The 20910-nt window shown below is 68.2% G+C and carries 16 protein-coding genes; 8 read left to right on the top strand and 8 right to left on the bottom strand.

From position 1 onward, the window contains the following. Positions 1-105 precede the first annotated feature (105 nt). The 3 genes from ACFQUV_RS05465 to ACFQUV_RS05475 all read left to right on the top strand — a co-directional run bounded on the left by ACFQUV_RS05465 (position 106) and on the right by ACFQUV_RS05475 (position 2320). The gene (locus ACFQUV_RS05465) at positions 106-909 is read left to right on the top strand and encodes an IclR family transcriptional regulator (protein WP_165363993.1); all 804 of its coding nucleotides are present in this window, start codon (positions 106-108) and stop codon (positions 907-909) included. A gap of 117 nt (positions 910-1026) precedes the next feature. Continuing rightward, positions 1027-1710, top strand: a complete 684-nt coding sequence (locus tag ACFQUV_RS05470; protein ID WP_129609674.1) for a B3/4 domain-containing protein — start codon at positions 1027-1029, stop codon at positions 1708-1710. A 49-nt stretch (positions 1711-1759) separates the two neighbouring features. Further along, on the top strand, positions 1760-2320 hold the full coding sequence (locus ACFQUV_RS05475) for a Uma2 family endonuclease (RefSeq protein ID WP_378394329.1): 561 nt from the start codon (positions 1760-1762) through the stop codon (positions 2318-2320). A gap of 88 nt (positions 2321-2408) precedes the next feature. Here the strand turns inward: ACFQUV_RS05475 and ACFQUV_RS05480 are convergent, their stop codons facing one another. Beyond that, complete coding sequence (locus ACFQUV_RS05480; protein ID WP_129609676.1) at positions 2409-3254, bottom strand: MoxR family ATPase; 846 nt, start codon at positions 3252-3254, stop codon at positions 2409-2411. 303 nt (positions 3255-3557) lie between these two features. Between ACFQUV_RS05480 and ACFQUV_RS05485 the strand changes: the two genes are divergently transcribed. Genes ACFQUV_RS05485 through ACFQUV_RS05495 form a run of 3 tightly spaced genes read left to right on the top strand, consistent with a single transcriptional unit; the run spans position 3558 to position 9946 of the window. Further along, complete coding sequence (locus ACFQUV_RS05485; RefSeq protein ID WP_129609677.1) at positions 3558-5558, top strand: flagellar hook-basal body complex protein; 2001 nt, start codon at positions 3558-3560, stop codon at positions 5556-5558. 34 nt (positions 5559-5592) lie between these two features. Next, positions 5593-7458: a flagellar hook-associated protein FlgK gene (flgK, locus tag ACFQUV_RS05490; RefSeq protein WP_129609678.1), complete on the top strand. Its 1866-nt coding sequence runs from the start codon at positions 5593-5595 to the stop codon at positions 7456-7458. A 7-nt stretch (positions 7459-7465) separates the two neighbouring features. Next, positions 7466-9946, top strand: a complete 2481-nt coding sequence (locus tag ACFQUV_RS05495; protein ID WP_129609679.1) for a hypothetical protein — start codon at positions 7466-7468, stop codon at positions 9944-9946. 19 nt (positions 9947-9965) lie between these two features. On the opposite strand, the gene ACFQUV_RS05500 is transcribed toward ACFQUV_RS05495, so the two are convergent. The 7 genes from ACFQUV_RS05500 to ACFQUV_RS05530 all read right to left on the bottom strand — a co-directional run bounded on the left by ACFQUV_RS05500 (position 9966) and on the right by ACFQUV_RS05530 (position 18474). Continuing rightward, complete coding sequence (locus ACFQUV_RS05500; RefSeq protein ID WP_129609680.1) at positions 9966-10340, bottom strand: flagellar biosynthesis regulator FlaF; 375 nt, start codon at positions 10338-10340, stop codon at positions 9966-9968. Beyond that, positions 10285-10716, bottom strand: a complete 432-nt coding sequence (gene flbT / locus ACFQUV_RS05505) for a flagellar biosynthesis repressor FlbT (protein WP_129609681.1) — start codon at positions 10714-10716, stop codon at positions 10285-10287. The genes ACFQUV_RS05500 and flbT overlap by 56 nt, the downstream gene beginning before the upstream one ends. A 204-nt stretch (positions 10717-10920) precedes the next feature. Beyond that, positions 10921-11826 (bottom strand): phosphate ABC transporter substrate-binding protein, encoded by a 906-nt coding sequence (locus tag ACFQUV_RS05510; protein WP_129609682.1) that lies wholly within the window; start codon positions 11824-11826, stop codon positions 10921-10923. A gap of 158 nt (positions 11827-11984) precedes the next feature. Continuing rightward, the gene (gene flaF, locus ACFQUV_RS05515) at positions 11985-12350 is read right to left on the bottom strand and encodes a flagellar biosynthesis regulator FlaF (protein WP_129609683.1); all 366 of its coding nucleotides are present in this window, start codon (positions 12348-12350) and stop codon (positions 11985-11987) included. A 272-nt stretch (positions 12351-12622) separates the two neighbouring features. Beyond that, positions 12623-14899 carry a flagellin gene (locus ACFQUV_RS05520; protein ID WP_129609684.1) on the bottom strand — a complete coding sequence of 759 codons (2277 nt, stop codon included), beginning with the start codon at positions 14897-14899 and terminating at the stop codon, positions 12623-12625. 596 nt (positions 14900-15495) lie between these two features. Beyond that, positions 15496-17769 carry a flagellin gene (locus tag ACFQUV_RS05525; RefSeq protein WP_129609685.1) on the bottom strand — a complete coding sequence of 758 codons (2274 nt, stop codon included), beginning with the start codon at positions 17767-17769 and terminating at the stop codon, positions 15496-15498. 285 nt (positions 17770-18054) lie between these two features. Next, positions 18055-18474, bottom strand: coding sequence for a hypothetical protein (locus tag ACFQUV_RS05530; protein ID WP_129609686.1), 420 nt, complete (start codon positions 18472-18474; stop codon positions 18055-18057). Positions 18475-18808: 334 nt separating this feature from the next. On the opposite strand from ACFQUV_RS05530, the gene ACFQUV_RS05535 reads away from it, so the two are divergent. Both ACFQUV_RS05535 and ACFQUV_RS05540 read left to right on the top strand, forming a co-directional pair. Beyond that, positions 18809-20032, top strand: coding sequence for a Tm-1-like ATP-binding domain-containing protein (locus tag ACFQUV_RS05535; RefSeq protein ID WP_129609687.1), 1224 nt, complete (start codon positions 18809-18811; stop codon positions 20030-20032). Positions 20033-20073: 41 nt separating this feature from the next. Then, the gene (locus tag ACFQUV_RS05540) at positions 20074-20904 is read left to right on the top strand and encodes a phosphoenolpyruvate hydrolase family protein (protein ID WP_165363998.1); all 831 of its coding nucleotides are present in this window, start codon (positions 20074-20076) and stop codon (positions 20902-20904) included. Positions 20905-20910: the final 6 nt, after the last annotated feature.

Below are 20910 nucleotides of genomic sequence, written 5' to 3' on the forward strand. Positions count from 1 at the left end.
CCTGCCTTTCGTGTGACGCGGAGCAGGGGCGACGTTAAGCCAGGCGAACCGGGCGCGTCCCCAGGCCGTATCGGGCTGCGATACGGAACACGCAGTGGCGACCCCATGACCGATGTGGCCCCGCCGGACAAACAGACGCTCGCCATCCGGTCGGCGGAGCGCACCCTGCTGGTGCTGGAGGTCATCTCGCGGAACAGGCGGCGAACGAGCCTGGCAGGGATTGCGCGGGACACGGGGCTCGACAAGTCCGCCGTGCAGCGGTGCGCCGCCACGCTCGTCAGCGCGGGCTATCTGCGGCAGACCGCCGACCACAAGCTGGAGCTGACGCCGAAATGCCTGGAGCTCGGCTACAACTTCCTGATCTCGAATGCCTTGATGGAGCGGGCGTATCGCGTCCTGATGCGGCTGCGGCGCGAGGTCGGCGAGCGGATCAATCTCAGCTTGTTCGCCGGCAGCTATCTGGTCTACGCCATGCGCCTGACCGGCAAGGGCGAATGGGAGCTGCCGATGTCGCTGGTCGGTCGGCGGATGCCGACCTACTGCACGGCGGGCGGGCGCGCCATGCTGTCCAAGCTTTCCGACGACGAGGTGCTCCGGGTGCTGGAGACATCGACCCTCCATCGCCGGACCCCGATGACACTGACCTCTCCCGCACTCATCCTCGACGCCGTGCGCACGGCGCGCGCCGATGGTTATGCCGTCGTGGCCGGCGAGGCGGTCGCGCGCGAGATCGCCATCGCGGCGGCCGTGACGGACTCCCATGGCAAGCCGATCGCCGCCGTCCACGTCTCCTCGGAGCTGTCACGGTGGGACAAGGCCGCGTTCGCCGATCACTTTGCCGAGGCCATCGTGTCGGCGGCGGGACGGCTGAGCTTCGATGCGGTCCCCGTCGACCATGCACGATCGTGAACGCCGGCGGAGCGTCCGCGGCGATCGGTCCAACCCCGGGACTCGTGGCCACTGGACGAGCAGGTCGATGACGGGCATGTGCGAGCGGTCGTCCACGGCCGCTTTCGGAGTTCCGCCATGACCGTCCCCGGCGCGTCCCTCTCGATCAGCATCGATCCGGCCGTGAGGGCGGCCTGTCCGGGGCTCGCGCTCGGCGTCGTCACCGCCGACGTGGTGAACGGCATCGACGACGTCGCCCTCGGGGCGGAGCTCGACGCCTGTGCGGACGCCGTCCGCGCCGCCCTCACGATCGAGGGCATCGCGACGCTGCCGGCCGTGCAGGCGCTGCGCCGCGCCTACCGGACCTTCGGCAAGGACCCGGCCCGCTATCGCGGCTCGCAGGAGGCGCTGCTGCGCCGCATCCTCAAGGGGCTCGCGCTCTATCGCATCAACACGGTGGTCGACATCAACAACCTGGTGTCGATCGAGAGCCGGCAGTCGCTCGGCGTCTACGATCGCGACCGCATCGACGGGGACGCCGTGGTGATGCGGGTGGCGGTGGCCGGCGAGATCTACAAGGGGATCGGCAAGGACGTGCTGAATCTGGAGGGGCTGCCCGTCTATGTCGATGCGGCCGGGCCGTTCGGCAGCCCGACGAGCGATTCCGAGCGCGCCATGGTGACGGCGGCGACCCGCCGCATCCTCCTCGTCGTCACCGCGTTCGGCGGTGCCGACGGATTGCCGGCGGCGCTCGACCGCGTCGCCGGTCTGCTGCGGCGGTATGCGCAGGCGCAGCTGATCGAGACCGCGATCGTCGCCTGACGCTGGGGCGCCCGTGGGCACCCGGTCGAAGTCGTGCTACGCTCCGGCCATGACGGTCGTGCAGCGGCAGAAGATGCGGGTCGCCGATTTCCTCGCCTGGGCGGAAGGCCGCGAGGGAAAATGGGAGCTGCTGGACGGGGCGGTCGTCGGCATGGCGTCGGAACGCCTGGGCCACGGGACAACGATCTACCGGGTCGTCGGCGCACTCGACCGCGCGATCGCAGCCGGCTGCGGATCGTGTCATGTCGTTCCCAACAGCGTCCTCGTCCGCATCGAAGAGCACACGACGTTTCAGCCGGATGCTCTCGTGTATTGCGGCGCCCGTCTTCCCGACGACACCCTGGTGGTGGAGGCTCCGGTCGTCGTCGTCGAGGTGCTGTCGCCCGGCACGGCGATCCGGGATCTTCGCGACAAGCTCCTTGGCTACTTCCGTGTCCCGTCCATCCATCACTATCTCATCGTCGATACCGAGCGCCGGATCGTCATCCACCACCGTCGCGGCGACGGCGACCTAATCGAGACGCGCCTGTCGGCGGGCGGACCGCTGGCGCTGGAGCCGCCCGGGCTGACGGTCGCGATCGAGGACTTTCTCGGGCCGCCGGCAGAGTAGTCGCGACCAGGCCGTGTCGACCGCGATGCCGGCGACGGCCGTCACGCCGGTGGCGGTCGGGACGGTTTCGCGCCTGTGCCGATCTCCGTTACCGCCCCTCCCGCCGCGCCATGAAGGCGAGGCGCTCGAACAGGTGCACGTCCTGCTCGTTCTTGAGCAGCGCCCCGTGCAGCGGGGGGATCAGCCGCTTGGGGTCGCGCTCGCGCAGCGTCTCCGGCCCGATGTCCTCGACCATCAAGAGCTTCAGCCAGTCGAGCAATTCCGAGGTCGACGGCTTCTTCTTCATCCCCGGCACGTCGCGGATCTCGTAGAACAGCTTGAGTGCCTCCGACACCAGCCGCGGCTTGATGCCCGGGAAGTGCACGTCGACGATGGCCCGCATGGTGTCGGCATCCGGGAAGCGGATGTAGTGGAAGAAGCAGCGGCGCAGGAAAGCGTCCGGCAGCTCCTTCTCGTTGTTGGAGGTGATCACCACGATGGGCCGGCGGCGCGCCCGCACGGTCTCGCCGGTCTCGTAAACGTAGAACTCCATGCGGTCGAGCTCTTGCAGGAGATCGTTGGGGAACTCGATGTCGGCCTTGTCGATCTCGTCGATCAGCAACACCGGCCGCTCGTCGGCGACGAACGCCTCCCACAGCTTGCCGCGCTTGATGTAGTTGCGGATGTCCTTGACCCGCTCGTCGCCGAGCTGGCTGTCGCGCAGGCGCGACACCGCGTCGTACTCGTACAGCCCCTGCAACGCCTTGGTGGTCGACTTGACGTGCCATTCGATCAGCGGCGCGCCCACCGCCTTGGCGACCTCGACGGCCAGCACCGTCTTGCCGGTACCCGGCTCGCCCTTCACCAGCAGCGGGCGTTCGAGCGCGATCGCCGCGTTGACGGCGACCTTGAGATCGTCGGTGGCCACATAGCCGCTGGTGCCTTCGAAGCGCATGGAAACCCTCGTGTCCGGAATCTCTCGACAGTAGGGCGCCGGTTGCGGCGCGGCAAGCGAGTGTGGCGCCGCTCCCCCTCCGTCTGCCGCTCGCCGCCCCGGTCTCCGCCGGGGCGACCCGGAATCTTTTGCCGCGCCGGGCGCAATTTGCCCGGGCCGGGCCGCGGCGAGCCCCCGTCCGATTCACCCATGCACCTGAAATCACGAGCCTTCGCGACTCGGCACGGGGCTTGCTGAGACGCCTCCGAGGTGCGGCGCGCACGAGTCCCGCGTGAAAGCCGCTCGGCCGAGTGGAGACGACCCATGGGTATTTTTGGCGCGCTGACCACCGCTGTCACCGGCATGCAGGCGCAGTCCTTCGCGTTGCAGAACATCTCCGGCAACATCGCGAACTCGCAGACCACCGCCTACAAGCGCACCGACACGAGCTTCCAGGATCTGATCCAGGACGGGCAGCCTTCCAAGCAGGTCTCCGGCAGCGTGATGCCGTCGTCGCGCAGCACCAACACGGTGCAGGGCGACATTCAGACCAGCTCGATCGGCACCTTCATGGCGGTGAACGGCGATGGCTTCTTCGTGGTGATGAAGCCGACCGGGTTGGTCGACAACAATCCGGTGTTCAGCGGCATCAACCAGTTCACCCGGCGCGGCGACTTCCAGCCCAACAAGGACGGCTACCTGGTCAACGGCGCCGGCTACTACCTGATGGGCATTCCGGTCGACTCCACCACCGGCAACCTCGCCGGCAGCGTGCCCACGCTCCTCAAGTTCAAGAACGACTTCCTGCCGGCCCAGGCCACCACCGAGATCGACTATCGCGCCAACCTGGCACGGCTGCCGCTGACGCCGTCCTATGACAAGTCGGTGCCCGGCTCCGAGCTGCTGAATCCGGTCGACTTCATCGCCAATCCGCTCGCCATCTCGCCGCAGCCCGCCAAGATCACCGGCAGCGGCGCGGCGCTGAAGCCGGACGCCAATGCGCTGCTGACCGGCACCAAGGTCCTGCCGGGCACGATGACCAACAGCGGAACCTTCACGATCAACGGCACCACCGTGACGGTGCCGGCGAGCTGCACACCGGCGCAGCTCGTGACCGCCATCAACACCGCGGCACCGCCCGGCCTCCAGGCCGCCACCCTCGATGCGTCGGGCCACCTCGTCTTGCAGAGCAACAATGCCACCACGGCCATCGCCATCGGCGGCTCCAACGCGGCGCTGATGACCGAGATGGGCATTCCGGTCGGCACCACTAATCCGACCAACCTGCTGACCCAGTCGGCCGCTGCACCGGGCCAGACGCTCACCATCACGGTCGGTGCCAATCCGCCGCTGACCGTGACATTCGGCACCGGCGGTCTGCCCAATGTCGCGACATTGGCTGATCTCAACACCCAGCTCGCCACCCTGACGGGCGGCATCGCCTCGGCCAACTCGCTGAACGGCAACATCAGCATCACGGCGTCCAGCCCGACCGACACCATCACGGTGAGCGGCACCGCCAACCCGCTGATCTTCGGCATGCGTACCACCTCGGCGCTGCCGTCGAGCCAGACCGTGGTGGCGAACGACCTGTCCACCTTCCTGTCGCAGTCGATCGGCGGCGGCGCCATCACGGCCTACGACATCTCCGGTTCGCCGGTGAACATCCAGATCCGCTGGGCCAAGACCGACAGCGCGACCCTCGGGACCGGACACACCGACACCTGGAACATGTTCTATCAGGTGAACTCCAACGCCACCGGCACCCAAGCGGCCTGGAAGAACGTCGGCACCGACTTCACGTTCGACTCGAGCTTCCAGATGAATCCGCTGATCTCCACCTGGACGCTGCCCGGCGTCACCGTTGACGGCGCCTCGCTCGGCGATCTCACGATGAAGTTCGGGGCCGGCGGCATCACCCAGTACTCCGACCCGAACGGCAACGTCCAGGTGAACCTGCTGAACCAGAACGGCTACGCGGCCGGCAGCCTGCAAACCGTGTCGGTCAACGACAAGGGGCGGGTGGTCGGCTCCTACTCGAACGGCCGCACCATCGATCTCGCCGAGGTGACGCTCGCCAAGTTCAGCGGGGCCAACTACCTCAAGCGCATCGACGGTGGCGCCTTCGAGGCGACCGACGAGTCCGGCGTCGCCGTCTACGGCGCGGCCGGCAAGATCGTCGGATCGTCGCTCGAAGGCTCCAACAGCGACATCGCCGACGAGTTCACCAAGCTGATCGTCACCCAGCAGGCATACTCGGCCAACACCCGGGTGATCACCACCAGCAACCAGATGGTGCAGGATCTCCTGAACATGCTGCGATGACGGCCGGCACGTGCGCGCCGGCGGAGGGTAGGTCATGAGTCTGACCCAGGCGCTCGGAACTGCTGCGGCCGGCCTGCGCACCGCGCAGAGCGGGCTGTCGCTGGTCGCCGCCAACGTGGCCAATGCGCAGACGCCCGGCTACAGCCGCAAGAGCCTCGAGTCCACGACCGTCGCGGCCGGCGGCGATCTCGTCAGCGTGCGGGTCGCCGGCGTCAACCGGATGGTCGACCAGTACGTTCAGCGCCAGCTTCGCACCGAGTCGTCGGGCGGAGCCTATGCGGAACTGCGGGCGCAGTTCTTCGATCGCCTGCAAAGCACCTATGGCGACCCGAACTCGGCGACGTCGATCGAGTCGGTCTACAACAACTTCACCAAGGCGATTCAGGCGCTCACCACCAATCCGTCCGATTACTCGACCCGCGCCAATGTGCTGAGCACCGCACAGGCGCTGGCCCAGCAGCTCAACAACATCACGTCGGACATCCAGGCACTGCGCGCGAATGCCGAGCAGGGGTTGAGCGACAGCGTCCGCAACGCCAACACCTATCTTCAGGGCCTCGCCCAGATCAACACGCAGCTCGCATCCGCGCATGTCGAGGATGCCTCCCGGGCCTCGCTGCTCGACCAGCGCGACTACTACCTGGACAACTTGTCCAAGCTGATGGACATCCGCGTCAACGAAGACGCCTACAACTCGGTCTCGGTGTTCACCAGTTCGGGCATCCAGCTCGTCGGGGTCGGCGCCACGACGCTGACCTTCGACGCGCAGGGCATGATCACGCCGGGGTCGCAGTGGAGCGCCGATCCGACCAAGCGGCAGGTCGGCACCATCACGGCGACGAACTCGACCGGCGCCACCATCGATCTCATCGCCACCAAGTCGTTTCGCTCCGGCGACATCGCCGCCTATCTGGAGATGCGCGACAAGGTGCTGGTCGAGGCGCAGACGCAGCTCGACGAGCTGGCGGCGGGCATGTCGCGCGCGCTCTCCGACATCACCACGCCCGGCACGCCGGCGACGGCCGGCACGCAATCCGGCTTCGATCTCGATCTCTCCGGCCTCATCGCCGGCAACACCATCTCGGTGACCTGGACCGACACGCTGACCGGCGGCAAGCACACCGCGACCCTGGTGCGGGTCGACGATCCCAAGGCCTTGCCGGTTCCGGACTCGTTCACGCCCGATCCCAACGACCGGGTGATCGGTATCGACTTCTCGGGCGGATTCGCGGCGGCGATCGCCCAGATGAACGCGGCGTTCAACGGCCAGCTCCAGTTCTCGAACCCGGCCGGCAACACCCTGCGGGTCCTCAACGACAGCGCGCTCGGCACCTCGACGATCGACGCCGCCTCGATGACCACCACGACGACGGCGCTGTCGGCCGGCACGCCGGAGCTGCCGTTCTTCCTCGACGGTGCCGAGTTCTTCACCGGGGCGCCGGGAGCGAGCCGGCCGCAGTCCGTCGGTTTCGCGGGGCGGATCACCGTCAACCCGGCACTCATCGCCGATCCGAGCAAGCTCGTGGTGCTGGGCAGCGGCACCGCGTCGGGCGACCAGACGCGGCCGGCGTTCCTGTACGACAAGCTCACCACCGCGACCCGCACCTTCGGACCAGCGAGCGGCATCGGCTCGGAGACGGCACCCTATTCGGGATCGCTCTCCTCGTTCCTGCGCCAGGCGATGAGTCAGCAAGGCGAGAACGCGAGCGCCGCGACGCGGCTCGCCGAGGGCCAGGCAATGGTGGTCGATGCGCTTCAGCAGCGTCTCAACGAGGGCTCGGCCGTCAACATCGACGAGGAGATGACCTCGCTGCTCACGTTGCAGACCGCCTACGGGGCCAATGCGCGGGTGTTCTCGGTGGTCAACGAGATGCTCAAGACGCTGCTGCAAATGATGTGAGGACGCCATGGCGATCTCCGGACTGGGTACCCAGAGCCTGTTGCAGGTCGAGCGTCTGGTGTCGATGCGACGCCAGCTCGACGATCTCCAGCGCCAGCTCGGCACGCAGAAGCGATCGGACACCTATGCGGGCATCGGTCTCGACCGCGGCCTGACGATCTCGCTGCGCACCAAGCTCGCCGGCATCGCCGGCTTCGACGGCTCGATCCAGCAGGTCGACAGCCGGCTCAAGCTCGCCCAGACGGCGCTGGCCGACCTCGACTCCGCCGCCCGCACGGTCAAGACGGCGATCCCCAAGGCCACCTACGTCATCGACCAGGGCGGCCGCACCCAGGATCAGGCGACCGCCAGGGGCCAGCTCGATCGCATGCTCGGCGCCCTCAACACGCAGTTCGGCGACCAGTACATCTTCTCCGGGCTGTCGCCCGACAAGGCCGCGGTGGCCACCACCGACGAGATCCTGAACGGCGTCGGCCCGCGGGCCGGCCTGATCCGGCTGATCACCGAGCGCAACCAGGCCGATCTCGGCGCCAGCGGGCTCGGCCGGCTGGTCATTCCCGCCACCACGTCGACCAGCGGCAGCCTCGCCGGCACCACCGCGACGCTGGCACCGGATGCGCCGGCGGTCGCCACCGGCACCGCCAATCTCGGCGCGCCCTACGCCTCGGCGGGCGGCACCCTCGACCTCAACGGCATCACCGTGTCGATTCCGCCCGGCGCCGACGGTGCGGCGGTGCGCGATGCGATCAACACCGCCATGGCGGCGGCGCCGCCCGGAACGCCGCTGGTCACCGCGTCGCTCGACGGCAGCAACCGGCTGGTGCTCACCGGCGCCGATGCCGACACGGCGGTCGCGATCGGCGCCGGCAGCACGCCGGCGCTGCTCGCGGAGCTCGGCCTGTCGACCGGCACCACCAATCCCACCAACCTGCTCACCCAGGCGGGCGGTGTCACCGCCGGCCAGACCCTGACGGTGGCGATCGGAGCGAGCACCGTCGCGGTGACGTTCGGGACCGGCGCCGGCCAGGTCTCGACCATGGCGGAGTTGAACGCGGCGCTCGGCGCGCTCACCGGCGGCACCGCCGCCGTGAATCCGGCGAACGGCAATCTGACGGTCACGGCATCGAGCTCGACCGGCGTGATCAGGATCGGCGGCACCGCGACGGCCGCGACCTTCGGGCTCGCCGCCACCTCGGCCTCACCCACCAATGTGGTGTCGATCGGCGAGGACGTCGCCGGCTCGGTGTTCGGCTTCAAGCTGTCGGCGATCGCCACCACGGTGGCGGGCGCCAGCGTGACCCAGCCGGCCGGCTCGCCGAAGACGATGTCGGTCGATCTCGGCGGCACGCTGCCGAAGGCGGGCGACACCGTGACGCTCAGCTTCACGCTGCCGGACGGCACCAACGAGAACCTGGTGCTGACCGCCGTCGCCACGCCCAAGAGCCTGGTGGGGGCGGGCGGCTTCGCGGCGCCCGGCGCCGTGCTCGGCGGTGCGCCGGGGCCGATCACCATCCAGGCACCGACACTCAACGGTGGCGTCCCGGTCACCATCTCGACGCTGACCGCGAGCGACACCGCGAGCACCGCGTCGGCGAAGATCTCGGCCGCGCTGGCGGCGCTGCCGGGCGGCAATGCCGGCGTCACCGCCACCAATGTGGGCGGCCAGGTGGTGCTCAAGTCGACGGCCGGCGAGCAGGTGGTGGTCGGCGGTGACTCGCCCACCCTCGACGGGCTCGGCTTCCCGGCCGGCAACCGCATCGCCACGGTGGTCGATGCCCCGACCGAGGCGAACCAGTTCGCCATCGGCACCACCCAGGCCGAGACGCTCGCCAACCTGCACGCGCTGGTCAACACGTCGGTCGGCACGCTGGCGCGCACGTCTCTCGCGGCGGCCTCGGCCGTGCAGGCCGCCAACGAGTTCTTCAATGCGGACGGGGCCCATCCGGTGAAGCGGGTGGCAGGGCCGCCGTTCGACAGCGCCACCGCGCTCGTCGACGGCACCGACGCCGACACGTTGAAGTGGTACACCGGCGAGGCCGGTCCGACCTCGGCGCGGAGCACCTCGACCGCACGGATCGATCCCGAGATCACGGTCGCCTACGGCCTGCGGGCCAACGAGCAGGCGTTCCGCATCCCGCTCGCCAACATCGCCGCGATGGCGGCGGTGTCGTTCTCGCCGTCCGACACCGACGGGCAGGGGCGCTTCATGGCGCTGATGCAGCGGGTGGGCACCAATCTCGGCAACGAGCAGGGCGTGCAGAAGATCGGCGACGTGATGGCGGATCTCGGCGGTGCGCAGGCGTCGGTGAAGACCGCCAAGGAGCGCCACACCCAGGCGAGCGCGACGCTCACCGACCTGCTGGAGTCGGTGGAGGGTGTGCCCATGGAGGAGACCGCGTCGGTCATCTTGGCCTTGCAGACGAGCCTGTCGGCGTCGCTCCAGACGACCGCGATGCTCTCCAAGCTGAATCTGACGAACTTCCTGTAGGGGCCGGGCAGCGATCCGCTCAGGCCCGGCCGAGCAGGCCGGCGGCGATGTCGCGGTTGAGGCCGATCAGGGCCGTCAGGTGTTCCGGTCGGGGATCGGCCGCGATGGCGACGGTGCGGTGGTCGACGAACAGGCCGAGCGACGCGATGCTCTGGCGCACCTCGGTGGGCAGCGTCGGCTGCCGCGTGCAGACCGTGTCGACGAGATCGCTCCACAGGCGGCGATTGTAGGACAGTGCCGCGTCGATCTCGTCCTTGCTGCCGTCCCAACGCCGCTGCACGGCCTGGAGCCGCAGCGCGGCATCCAGCAGCAGATGGGCACCGAGGTCAGGCGCGAGGTCAGGCGGTGGAGTCGCAGGACTCCCCGACGGGCTGCTCGTGGCTGCGCTTCGCATGGTCCACCAGCTCCTTCTCGTAGGCGATCAGCTTCTTGGCCTCCTTGAGGGCCTTGTACATCTCGCCTGCCAGAATGTGGTTGTTCACGCTCTCGATCAGCGGCCAGGTGCTCGGTGCCGCCTTGAGGATGTCGCTCACCAGCTTGAAGTAGATCTCGTGACAGGAGCGCGGGTCCTTGGAGGTGTACATGAGCTGCACCGCCAGATAGACGCGCTTCGCCGGGGTGTCGGCCGTCTCGGCCGTCAGGATGTCCTTCTCGCGCAGGATGGGCGTCTCACCTTCGATCAGCAGTCGCGCCCGCTGGTCGGTGTTGGTGATGACGCAGTCCCCCAGGATAATCCGCTCGCCGGGCTTGAGTTCGACCTTGAGGGCCATGGGACGCTCTCCGCGTGAGTCTCACCGATCGTTAACCATAGGCTTTAACGAACCGTTAAGGCCATGCCGGATTGCGGGCGGGGGCGGCTCGCCGCCGCGCACCCGCCGTCGAAGCGACCGACCTTGGAAGTGTGACCAGCCGTTGGAGCGACCCGCGGGGGAGGCTGCCGGACCGGGATCGAATCGCTGGCGCGTCGGGGGCTCTCAGACCAGCGCGCCGGTGACGTCGTCGAACAGCGCGTCCACCGCAATCTGCTCGGGAATGAGCTTCTGGCGATACGAATACGCGATGATCAGCTCGAGCGAGCGGCGGTGTGCCTCGACCCCGAAGCGCAGCGCCCCGGCCGGGTCGTCGACCGCGATTCCGGCCGCCGCGGTGCTCTCGCGCAGCAGACGGAACACCTCGCGGACCACGTCCGGGCGGCGCGCCGCGATCTCCTCCCGGATCACCAGCATGTGATTGACGGGCACGCCGCCATGCGTCTCGGCCCAGCGGCGGTTGGCGGCGTCCGGATCGGGCACCAGGGGAGCGAGGCGGGGGTCCGGGAACGTGTCGCCGACGATCGCGGCGTCGAGCTCGCCGGCGAGCAGCATCGGCACCAGCTCCTGGCCGGGCGCCGCCCGCACCACATGGGGCGGGTCCTGATAGCCCGCCACATGGGCGTCCTCGAAGGTCACCCAGCGGATGCTCTCGGGGTCGACGCCGTACAGCTCCTGGAGCATGCCGCGCAGCCAGATGCCGGTGGTCTGGCTGTAGGCGCGCACGCCGACCCGCTTGCCGGCGAGATCGCCGGGCGCGAGCCGTCCGCGCTCCGGCACGCAGGCGAGGGTGTGGAGCTGGCCGCGGCCCATCACGGTCACCGGCAGCAGCCGGTAGGGGGCGCCGGCCACCCGGGCCTGGAGGAAGGTGCCGATGGCGAGCTCGCCGCAATCGTAGACGTGCTGGCGGACCATCGGCTTGAAGCCGCGATTGGGCACCGGCACGTCGGCGAAGTCGAAGGCGACCAGCGGCGACGCAACGGCGCCCGACTTGAGCGCCTTGGTATTCGAATAGGTGCCGAGCAGCGTATGGAGCCGGACCTGATCGATCCGGGTTGCGTCATCGGCCATGGTGTCCTCCCGCGGCGGCCCGGCGGTTCTGCCCAAATCGCGGCGCAAACGCAAACCCGCGTGCGACAGGGCTGAAATGCGGGAGGGAGGGCCGCCCGGCCGGGCTCGACCCGTTTGGGCCGCCGGTGTCGACCGGGCGGGTTCGCTGGAGGCGGGCGTCAGGGCTGGCCGAGCAGGCCGGCCGCGATCTCGCGGTTGATGTTGATGAGCGCCACCAGCGCCTCGGGGCGGGGATCGCGGGAGATCTCGATCGTGTGATTCATCACGAACAGGCCGAGATTGGCGATGTTCTGCCGGATGGCGGCCGGCATCTCGTGATCCGGGCTGGTGACCGAGGTCAGGAACACGCTCCAGAGCTTGCGATTGTAGAGCAGCGCTTCGCCGAGGTCGGAGGGGTCCTTGTCCCAGTCCTCGCGCACATGCTGGAGGCGGGCCGCGGCCTTGAGCAGCAACCGGGCTTCCAGCTCGCGTGGATTCGCGATCTGCTGCGCCACCTGTCCATAGGCTTTCGCCGCGCTGTGCATCTGGAGAGCTCCCGCTGCCGTCAACCGCCGGCACGTCGCCTCTGGTTGTAACGGACCGCCGTTAAGACATGATTATTGGTGGCCTCGGGAGAACGCCGGATGGCCGGCCGCGGCGCGACGCGGTGGACATCGGCGCGGCCGCTCCCGCGGCGGCTGCGCCCGGCGGCGGCGCCGACCGGACGAGCCGATGCGCCGCCCGGCCGAGGTCGAAGGCCGGCGCGGCGCGCCGGCGATGCGGACGGGGCCGGGGTCCCGCCCGCCGGACGAGGGGCTCAGCCGAACAGCCGCAGCACTGCCTGGTTGGCCTGGTTGGCGAGCGAGAGCGCCGTGGTGGAGAGCTGCTGACGGGTCTGGAGGGCCAGCATGTTGGCGCCCTCCTCGTTGGTATCGGCCAGCACCAGGTTGTCGGCGCCGGTCTGGAGCGTGTTGACCATCTGCTTGGTGAAGTCCTGCCGCACCTGCACGGTGGACAGGTTGGAGCCGAACTTCGACGCCTGGGTGCGCAGCGTGGTCAGCGCGTTGTTGATCGAGTCGATCACCTGATCGACCAGGGTGTTGTCCTGGAAGGCGTTGCCGTTCTGCTTGTTGAGCCCCAAGTTCGAGGCGTTGTAGGTGACACCCGTGATGGTCAGCGTGCTGGTGCCGCGCTCGTTGAAGGTGATCTTGAGGTTGTCGCCGTTGAGCAGGTTGATGCCGTTGTAGGACGCATCCTTCGACAGGCCGTCGATCTGGCTGAGGACGTCGTTGAAGTCCTTTTGCAGGCTCTCGCGGGTCGAGTTCGGCGTGCCCTCGTGCTTGGTGCCGGTCTTGGTCTGGGCGCTGGTGCCGAGCGCCTGCAAGGTGTTGGTCGAGCCGCCGATGGTCAGGGTCGTTTGGCTGGTGCCGGCGGCGACGCCGACCTGGAAGGCCGATCCGGTGACGCTGGTGGTGACACCGGACAGGTTGCCGAGCGCCAGGGTGAACTCGGCGAGGGTCGACACCTGGCCGATGCCCTGGCCGAACGTGATGGTCTGGGCCGCGCCACCATTGGCTGCCACCGTCATGACGTCGCCTTCGGCGCCGCCGCCCGCGATGATGCGGTCCATCAGGCTGGTGGAATTGTAGGCGCCGGCGGTGAGGTTGAGGGCCGTGGTGGTGGCGCCGGCGGCGATCGAGAAGTCGACGTCGGCGGTCTTGGCGACGATCTGGAGCTTGCCCGCCACGTTGGTGATGTCGAGATTGGCGCCGAGGCTGGCATTCGCCTTCAGCTTGGTCACCACGTCGTTGAGATTGTCGCTGCCGGACAGGCCGACCGTCTGGGTCTGCGGGCCGGTGCCGTCGTTGGCGTCGACCGTAATCGAGATGTTGCTTCCGTTGGCGAGTGAGGTGTCGAGCTCGCCCAGCGTCAGGTCGCTGTGGAAGGTCTTGCTCAGTGCCGACCCCATGCCGCCGCGGGCGCCGGTGCCGAAATTGTAGTTGGCGGCCGCCGCGTCGAGACCGAGCGCCTTGGCGACGCCCACGTCGGTCACATTGAAGCCGATGCCATTGCCAGTGCCGGCGCCGAGGCTCAGGCTGAACGTGCTGCCGGCGATCGAGCCCGTCGCGGCGCCGCGATTCGAGTTGATCCAGCTGTTGAGCTCGGAAATGGTCGAGATCTGACCGCCGGTGTGGCCGAACGTGACGGTCTTGTCACCCTGGCCGGAGACGCTGAGGATCAAGCTCGACGTGCCGGCAGCACCGCCGTTGGAGACGATACGGTCGAGCAGGCTGGTGGAGCTGTAGGAGCCCGCCGTCAGGCCGGCCGCCGTCAGGGTGGCGCCGGTCGACCCGTTGCCGGCGGCGCTGATCGAGAAGTCGACGTCGGCAGTGACGGCGTCCAGCTTCAGGTTGTGGCCGGCCGTTTCGGACAGGGTCAGGTATTGATCGAGGGTATCGCCCGGCGTGCCGGAGGTGGTGGCGTTCGCCTTGGCGATCACCGCCGACGCATCCGCCTCGGTGCCGTCGAGGACGACGTTGAAGGTCTTGGCGACGCCGCTTGCGGTCACGCGGATCTGGATGGTGCCGGCATTGCCGGCACCGCCCATGCCGGTCGACAGGTCGGCGGTGCCGGTGTGGGTGCCGATCGACTCGGTCAAGTTGGTGAACGACAGGTTGATCGGCTTCGCCGAGAGATCGTTGGCGCCACCCGCGATGGTGGAGCCGATGGTCTCCGAGGGCAGGGTGCCGGTGACGTTGAGAGCGTCGTAGGTGGCGGCCGATGCGGTGGCGGAGCGGGCCTGCTGGGCGATCGACTTGGCCGACTGCACCAGCTTGGTCAGCGAGGTGATGCCGTTGTTGGCCGCCTCGATGGTCTTGACCGCTTGGCCGATCGAATCGAGCAGCGAGTTGAGGTCGCCGGCGCGATCACCGAGCGATTGCGAGGTGAAGAAGTTCGACGGGTTGTCGAGGGCCGAGTTGACCTTCTTGCCGGTGGCGAGCCGGTTCTGGGTGGTCGCCATCAGGTCCGCGGTGTTCTGCAACGAAAGCAGATTCTGGCGGACGCCGGCCGACAGCGTGATGTTGGACGACATGGTTGCCTCTCCGTCGAATCTCCAAGGCGCTGGAGCGTTGCCCTGACGACGCGCCGATTCGATCCCTGTGTGGTCCGAGGCTAGGAGCCGATTGTTAACGTTTCGATAACGACGTTGACAAAATTGGCCTTCGGCGGCCCGATCTTCATGGTTTCTCAACCGACGTCGGGATCTTGTCCGGGGCCTGGAGCGGGGGTGGCTCGAGCCCACCAATAGCTTGAATCAAAAAAGGAAATCGTCTCCAGCCGCGGCGGGTCGGCCGGGTCCGGGCCGGCCATCGATCGCGGGCGCCTGAGAGACGGGCGGCGAGCCGCCGGCCGCCCTGCCGAGTCGATCATTAACGAATCGGTGACGCCGATGGCACCCGGCGGCTGACTCCGCCGATGGACCCAGGGCGGCAGTTCGGTCGGAGGGGGCGGGGCGTCGGTCAGACGGAGAGGACGCCGGCGGGTGCGATGCCGCGGGCTTGCGCGCCGAACGGGTGCTGCGACGGCCGGAGGCGCGGGCCGTCGGGATCGACGGGCCTGACGTGTCCCCCCAAAAGAAAACGGCGGGGCCGAAGCCCCGCCGTCCTGTCCGACTGCGGATCGGATCGATCAGAACAGCCGCAGCACCGCCTGGTTGGCCTGGTTGGCCAGCGACAGGGCCGTGGTGGAGAGCTGCTGGCGGGTCTGGAGGGCCAGCATGTTGGCACCTTCCTCGTTGCTGTCGGCCAGCACGAGGTTGTCGGCGCCGGTCTGGAGGGTGTTCACCATGCTCTTGGTGAAGTCCTGACGGGTCTGCACCGTCGACAGGTTCGAGCCGAACTTCGACGCCTGGGTCCGCAGGGTGGTCAGGGCGTCATTGATGGCCGAGATCGTGGCGTCGATCTTGGTGTTGTCCTGGAACGTCGTGCCGTTCTGCTTGTTCAGGCCGAGGTTCGAGGCGTTGTAGGTGACGCCCTTGATGGTCAGCGACGAGGTGTTCTTCTCGTTGAAGGCCACCTTGAGGTCGTCGCCGTTCAGCAGGTTGATGCCGTTGTAGGAGGCATCCTTCGACAGCGAGTCGATCTGGTCGAGGACGTCGTTGAAGTCCTTTTGCAGGCTCTCGCGAGTCGAGTTCGGCGATCCCTCGTGCTTGGTGCCCGTCTTGGTCTGGGCGCTGGTGCCGAGGGCCGTCAGCGTGTTGGTCGAGCCGCCGATGGTCAGCGTCGTCTGGCTGGAGCCGGACGCGACACCGACCTGGAAGGCCGAGCCGGTCACGCTGGTGGTGACGCCGGACAGGTTGGACAGCGCCGTGGTGAACTCGGCGATCGTCGAGACCTGGCCGGAGCCCTTGCCGAAGGTGATCGTCTGGGCCGCACCGCCGTTGGCCGCCACCGTCATGGTGTCGCCCTCGGCACCACCACCGCTGATCACCTGATCGAGCAGGCTCGTCGAGTTGTACGAGCCGGCCGTCATGTTGAGGGCCGTGGTGGCGGAACCGGCGGCGATCGAGAAGTCGACGTCGGCGGACTTGGCCACCATCTTCAGCTTGCCGGCCTGGTTGGAGATATCCAGGTTGGCGTTGAGGGTCGCGTTGGCCTTCAGCTTGTTCACCACCGCACTCAGATTGTCGGTGCCGGACAGGCCGACCGTCTGGGTCTGCGGGCCGTTGCCGTCGTTGGCGTCGACCGTGATGGCGATGCTGCTGCCGCTGGCGAGCGAAGTGTCGAGCTCGCCCAGCGTCAGATCGCTGTTGAAGCTCTTGCTCAGTGCCGAGCCCATGCCGCCGCGGGCGCCGGTGCCGAAGTTGTAGTTGGCAGCCGCCGCATCGAGGCCGAGCGCCTTGGTGACGCCGACGTCCGACGCATTGAAGCCGAGCGCATTGCCGGTCCCGGCGCCGACACTCATCGAGAAGGTGGTGCCGGAGATCGAGCCGGTGGCCGCGCCACGGTTGCTGTTGATCCAGCTGTTGAGCTCGGAGATGGTCGAGACCTGACCGCCCGAGTTGCCGAAGGTCACCGTCTTGTCCGACTGACCCGTGACGCTCAGCACCAGGCTGGAGCTGCCCGCCGTGCCGCCGCCCGCCACCACGCGGTCGAGAAGGCTCGTCGAGTTGTAGGAGCCCGCCGTTAGGCCGGCCCCGGTCAGGGTCGCGGCGGTCGAGCCGGAGCCGGCGGCGCTGATCGAGAAGTCGACGTCGGCGCTGGCCGCGTCGAGCTTCAGGTTGTGGCCGGCGGTCTCGGACAGGGTGACATAGTTGTCGAGGGTGTCGCCGGGCGTGCCGGAGGTGGTGGCGTTCGCCTTGGCGATCACGGCCGCCGCATCCGCCTCGGTGCCGTCGAGCGCCACGTTGAAGGTCTTGTCGACGCCGCTGGCGGTGACACGAATCTGGATGGTACCGGCATTGCCGGCGCCGCCCATGCCGCTCGACAGGTCGGCACTGCCCGTGTGGGTACCGATCGATTCGGCCTGGTTGGTGAACGACAGGTTGACGGCCTTGGCCGACAGGTCGTTGGCACCGCCCGCGATGGCCGAGCCGATGGTCTCCGACGGCATCGTGCCGGTGACGTTGAGGGCGTCGTAGCTCGCCGCCGGAGCGGTGGCCGAGCGGGCCTGTTGGGCGATCGACTTCGCCGACTGCACGAGCTTGGTCAGCGAGGTGATGCCGTTGTTGGCCGCGTCGAGGGTCTTCACCGCCTGGCCGATCGAGTCGAGCAGCGAGTTGAGGTCGCCGGCGCGATCACCGAGAGACTGCGAGGTGAAGAAGTTCGACGGATTGTCGAGGGCCGAGTTGACCTTCTTGCCGGTGGCGAGCCGATTCTGGGTGGTCGCCATCATGTCCGCGGTGTTCTGCAACGAGAGCAGATTCTGACGGACGCCGGCCGAGAGGGTGATACCGGAAGCCATGGAACTCAACCTTTCTGGTTGTGGTGCCTTACTGGCACAGAGATTCGACCATCATGGTCGCCGGCCGTGATCGCACGGCGGGGTGTAAACAACCGTAAAGAGGATGGGTTAACGGCGTAATAACGAACCGCATCGGCGCCGATTCCACGGGCCTTGGTTTCGATTGCGTTGCCGCTGATCGGAGTAGTCGGGCGGCGGCGCGCCGGGAGGCGGATCGCGAGGGGGCGTGGCCGGCGATCCGGTGATATCTTCATCGTCGCGCGAGCGGAAGCGCGGTGAGGTGGCTCAAGCCTGGACGTCGGCGCGCGACATCACGTCGGCGGGCGTCCTGCCCTCCTGCAACGCCTTGTTGTAGGCGCGCATCCGCATCAGCGCCTCGTCGGGCACCTGACGCAGCACCTGGCGCGAGCGTTGATCGATCACCCGGAACACGACCTCGCGGGTGGCGGGGTCGAGGATCACCTCGCGGGTGATCTGGGGCGAGGCTTGGCGGGCGAGAGCTTCGGTCGGCTGGCTCTGCGCTGGCGGGTTGCCGTTGCGCGCGAGGTTCGGATCGGTGGTGGTGGCGTTCATCCCGCTCGCCGACGGCACCGTCTTGGCGATCGGCAGGACGCTCGGGGCCGCGGGAGCCTCGATCGCCACGGGCCGCACAGTGTCGGCGCTGGGAGCACCGATCTGCGGCCTTATGGTGAGGCTCGTATCCATTTTGATTCTCGGCCCTCGACGGTCGGCCCCTCCGATTCCCGAAACGCTTTCCACCGTTCAATCCAGAATGTGTAAGCTCCTCGTGTTAAGGTCTTGTTAGGAAAGATGGTTACCGAGAAATACTGAAGTCGCTAAAGTTTTAACGATTGCTCGGAGCACGGCGGCGCGCGGCGGTGGAGCCGGCGAGCCGCACGGCCGGGTTGCCGGCGCGGCGTTCGTGCCCGTCCTCCGACGGCGGCACCCGGTCACGCCGAAAACCCTTGGTGCCGACCCGGGACGGCGGCACAGTCCCGATGTCGGCGCCGGATCGGCGCCAGCAGAGGTGGGCAGCATCATGAATGCGACCAGCGGTCAGCGGTGCGCGATCGTCGTGGGCACCTGCGATACCAAGGCGGAGGATCTCGACTATGTGAGGGGCGTGGTCCAGGCGGCGGGCGTGCCCGTACGGCTGGTCGACGTCGGCACCAAGAGCGGCGACACCGGCGCCGATGTCTCGGCCGCCGCGGTGGCGGCCTGCCACCCCGAAGGCGCCGCGGCGGTGAGCCGGTCGGACGATCGCGGCCAGGCGATCGCCGCCATGGCGACGGCCTTCGAGGGATGGGTCGAGCGCAACAAGGACGACATCCTCGGGATGATCGGCATCGGCGGCTCGGGCAACACCGCCCTGATCACGCCCGGCATGGGCCGGCTGCCGATCGGCGTGCCGAAGATCATGGTGTCCACTGTCGCGTCCGGCAACGTGGCGCCCTATGTGGGGCCGAACGACATCGCCATGATGTACTCGGTGGTCGATGTCGCCGGCATCAACGCGATCTCGCGCCAGGTGCTCGGCAATGCCGCCAACATGCTGGCAGGCGCCGTCCTGCGGCCGATCCCGGCCGCCGCCGGGACCGACAAGCCGGCGATCGGCCTCACCATGTTCGGCGTCACCACGCCCTGCGTGCATCGCGTCGTCGATCTGCTCAAGGGCGAGTACGAGTGCTTCGTGTTCCACGCCACCGGGGCGGGCGGCCGCACCATGGAGAAGCTGGCCGACAGCGGCCGGCTGGTCGGCCTGATCGACACCACCACCACCGAGGTCGCCGACCTGTTCATGGGTGGCGTGATGAGCGCCGGCGAGGACCGGCTCGGCGCCGCCATCCGCACCCGGCTGCCCTATGTGGGCTCCTGCGGGGCGCTCGACATGGTCAACTTCGGCGGCCTCGACACCGTCCCGGAGAAGTACCGGGGACGTAAGCTCCACGTCCACAACGCCCAGGTGACGCTGATGCGCACCACGCCCGAGGAGAACCGCCGCATGGGCGAGTGGATCGGCGCCAAGCTCAACCAGATGGAAGGGCCGGTGCGCTTCCTCGTTCCGGAGCGCGGCTTCTCGATGATCGACGTCGCCGGCGGGCCGTTCCACGATCCGGAGGCCGACGCCGCGCTGATCGACGCGCTCGAACGCACCATCGTGCAGACCGCGCAGCGCCGGCTGATCCGGCTGCCGCTGGCGATGAACGATCCGCCCTTCGCGGATGCGCTCGTCGCCCACTTCCGCGAGATCGTGCGCCGCTGAACCGGCGCATCATTGCTTTCGATCTGCGACTGGAGACTGCCATGTCACGTTTCGACCGCCGAACCCTGCTGAGCAAGTTTCATCAGATGGTCCGCGACCGCATCCCGATCGTCGGCGGCGGCGCCGGCACCGGCTTGTCGGCCAAGTGCGAGGAGCAGGGTGGCATCGACCTGATCGTCATCTACAACTCGGGCCGCTACCGCATGGCGGGCCGCGGCTCGCTCGCCGGCCTGCTCGCCTACGGCAACGCCAACGACATCGTGGTCGAGATGGCGCGCGAGGTGCTGCCGGTCGTGTCGAAGACGCCGGTGCTGGCCGGCGTCAACGGCACCGACCCGTTCATGATCCTCGATCACTTCCTCGACACGCTGCGGGCGCTCGGTTTCGCCGGAGTGCAGAACTTCCCGACCGTCGGCCTCATCGATGGCGTGTTCCGCCAGAACCTCGAGGAGACCGGCATGGGCTACGGGCTCGAGGTCGAGATGATCGCGGCCGCCCACAAGGCCGACCTGCTCACCACGCCCTATGTGTTCAGCGCCGAGGACGCCATCGCCATGGCCAAGGCCGGCGCCGACATCCTGGTGCCGCACATGGGGCTGACCACCGGCGGCAGCATCGGGGCCGAGACCGCCAAGAGCCTCGACGACTGCGTGACCCTGATCGACGAGTGGGCGGCGGCGGCCCGCACGGTGCGCGACGACGTCATCGTGCTGTGCCACGGCGGCCCGATCTCGTCGCCCGAGGATGCGAGCTACGTGCTCGGCAAGACGAAGCACTGCCACGGCTTCTACGGCGCCAGCAGCATGGAGCGGCTGCCGACCGAGCGGGCCCTGGTGGAGCAGACCCGGACCTTCAAGGGCATCCGGTTCTAGAGAGTT

It is taken from the genome of Rhodoplanes sp. P11, from assembly GCF_964266735.1.
Classification (GTDB): domain Bacteria; phylum Pseudomonadota; class Alphaproteobacteria; order Rhizobiales; family Xanthobacteraceae; genus Rhodoplanes; species Rhodoplanes serenus.

Excerpts from the sequence above, each read along its gene's own strand:
- ACFQUV_RS05465 (WP_165363993.1), top strand. The coding sequence starts at position 106 with ATGACCGATGTGGCCCCGCCGGACAAACAGACGCTCGCCATCCGGTCG.
- ACFQUV_RS05470 (WP_129609674.1), top strand. The coding sequence starts at position 1,027 with ATGACCGTCCCCGGCGCGTCCCTCTCGATCAGCATCGATCCGGCCGTG.
- ACFQUV_RS05475 (WP_378394329.1), top strand. The coding sequence starts at position 1,760 with ATGACGGTCGTGCAGCGGCAGAAGATGCGGGTCGCCGATTTCCTCGCC.
- ACFQUV_RS05480 (WP_129609676.1), bottom strand. The coding sequence starts at position 3,254 with ATGCGCTTCGAAGGCACCAGCGGCTATGTGGCCACCGACGATCTCAAG.
- ACFQUV_RS05485 (WP_129609677.1), top strand. The coding sequence starts at position 3,558 with ATGGGTATTTTTGGCGCGCTGACCACCGCTGTCACCGGCATGCAGGCG.
- flgK (WP_129609678.1), top strand. The coding sequence starts at position 5,593 with ATGAGTCTGACCCAGGCGCTCGGAACTGCTGCGGCCGGCCTGCGCACC.
- ACFQUV_RS05495 (WP_129609679.1), top strand. The coding sequence starts at position 7,466 with ATGGCGATCTCCGGACTGGGTACCCAGAGCCTGTTGCAGGTCGAGCGT.
- ACFQUV_RS05500 (WP_129609680.1), bottom strand. The coding sequence starts at position 10,340 with ATGCGAAGCGCAGCCACGAGCAGCCCGTCGGGGAGTCCTGCGACTCCA.
- flbT (WP_129609681.1), bottom strand. The coding sequence starts at position 10,716 with ATGGCCCTCAAGGTCGAACTCAAGCCCGGCGAGCGGATTATCCTGGGG.
- ACFQUV_RS05510 (WP_129609682.1), bottom strand. The coding sequence starts at position 11,826 with ATGGCCGATGACGCAACCCGGATCGATCAGGTCCGGCTCCATACGCTG.
- flaF (WP_129609683.1), bottom strand. The coding sequence starts at position 12,350 with ATGCACAGCGCGGCGAAAGCCTATGGACAGGTGGCGCAGCAGATCGCG.
- ACFQUV_RS05520 (WP_129609684.1), bottom strand. The coding sequence starts at position 14,899 with ATGTCGTCCAACATCACGCTGTCGGCCGGCGTCCGCCAGAATCTGCTT.
- ACFQUV_RS05525 (WP_129609685.1), bottom strand. The coding sequence starts at position 17,769 with ATGGCTTCCGGTATCACCCTCTCGGCCGGCGTCCGTCAGAATCTGCTC.
- ACFQUV_RS05530 (WP_129609686.1), bottom strand. The coding sequence starts at position 18,474 with ATGGATACGAGCCTCACCATAAGGCCGCAGATCGGTGCTCCCAGCGCC.
- ACFQUV_RS05535 (WP_129609687.1), top strand. The coding sequence starts at position 18,809 with ATGAATGCGACCAGCGGTCAGCGGTGCGCGATCGTCGTGGGCACCTGC.
- ACFQUV_RS05540 (WP_165363998.1), top strand. The coding sequence starts at position 20,074 with ATGTCACGTTTCGACCGCCGAACCCTGCTGAGCAAGTTTCATCAGATG.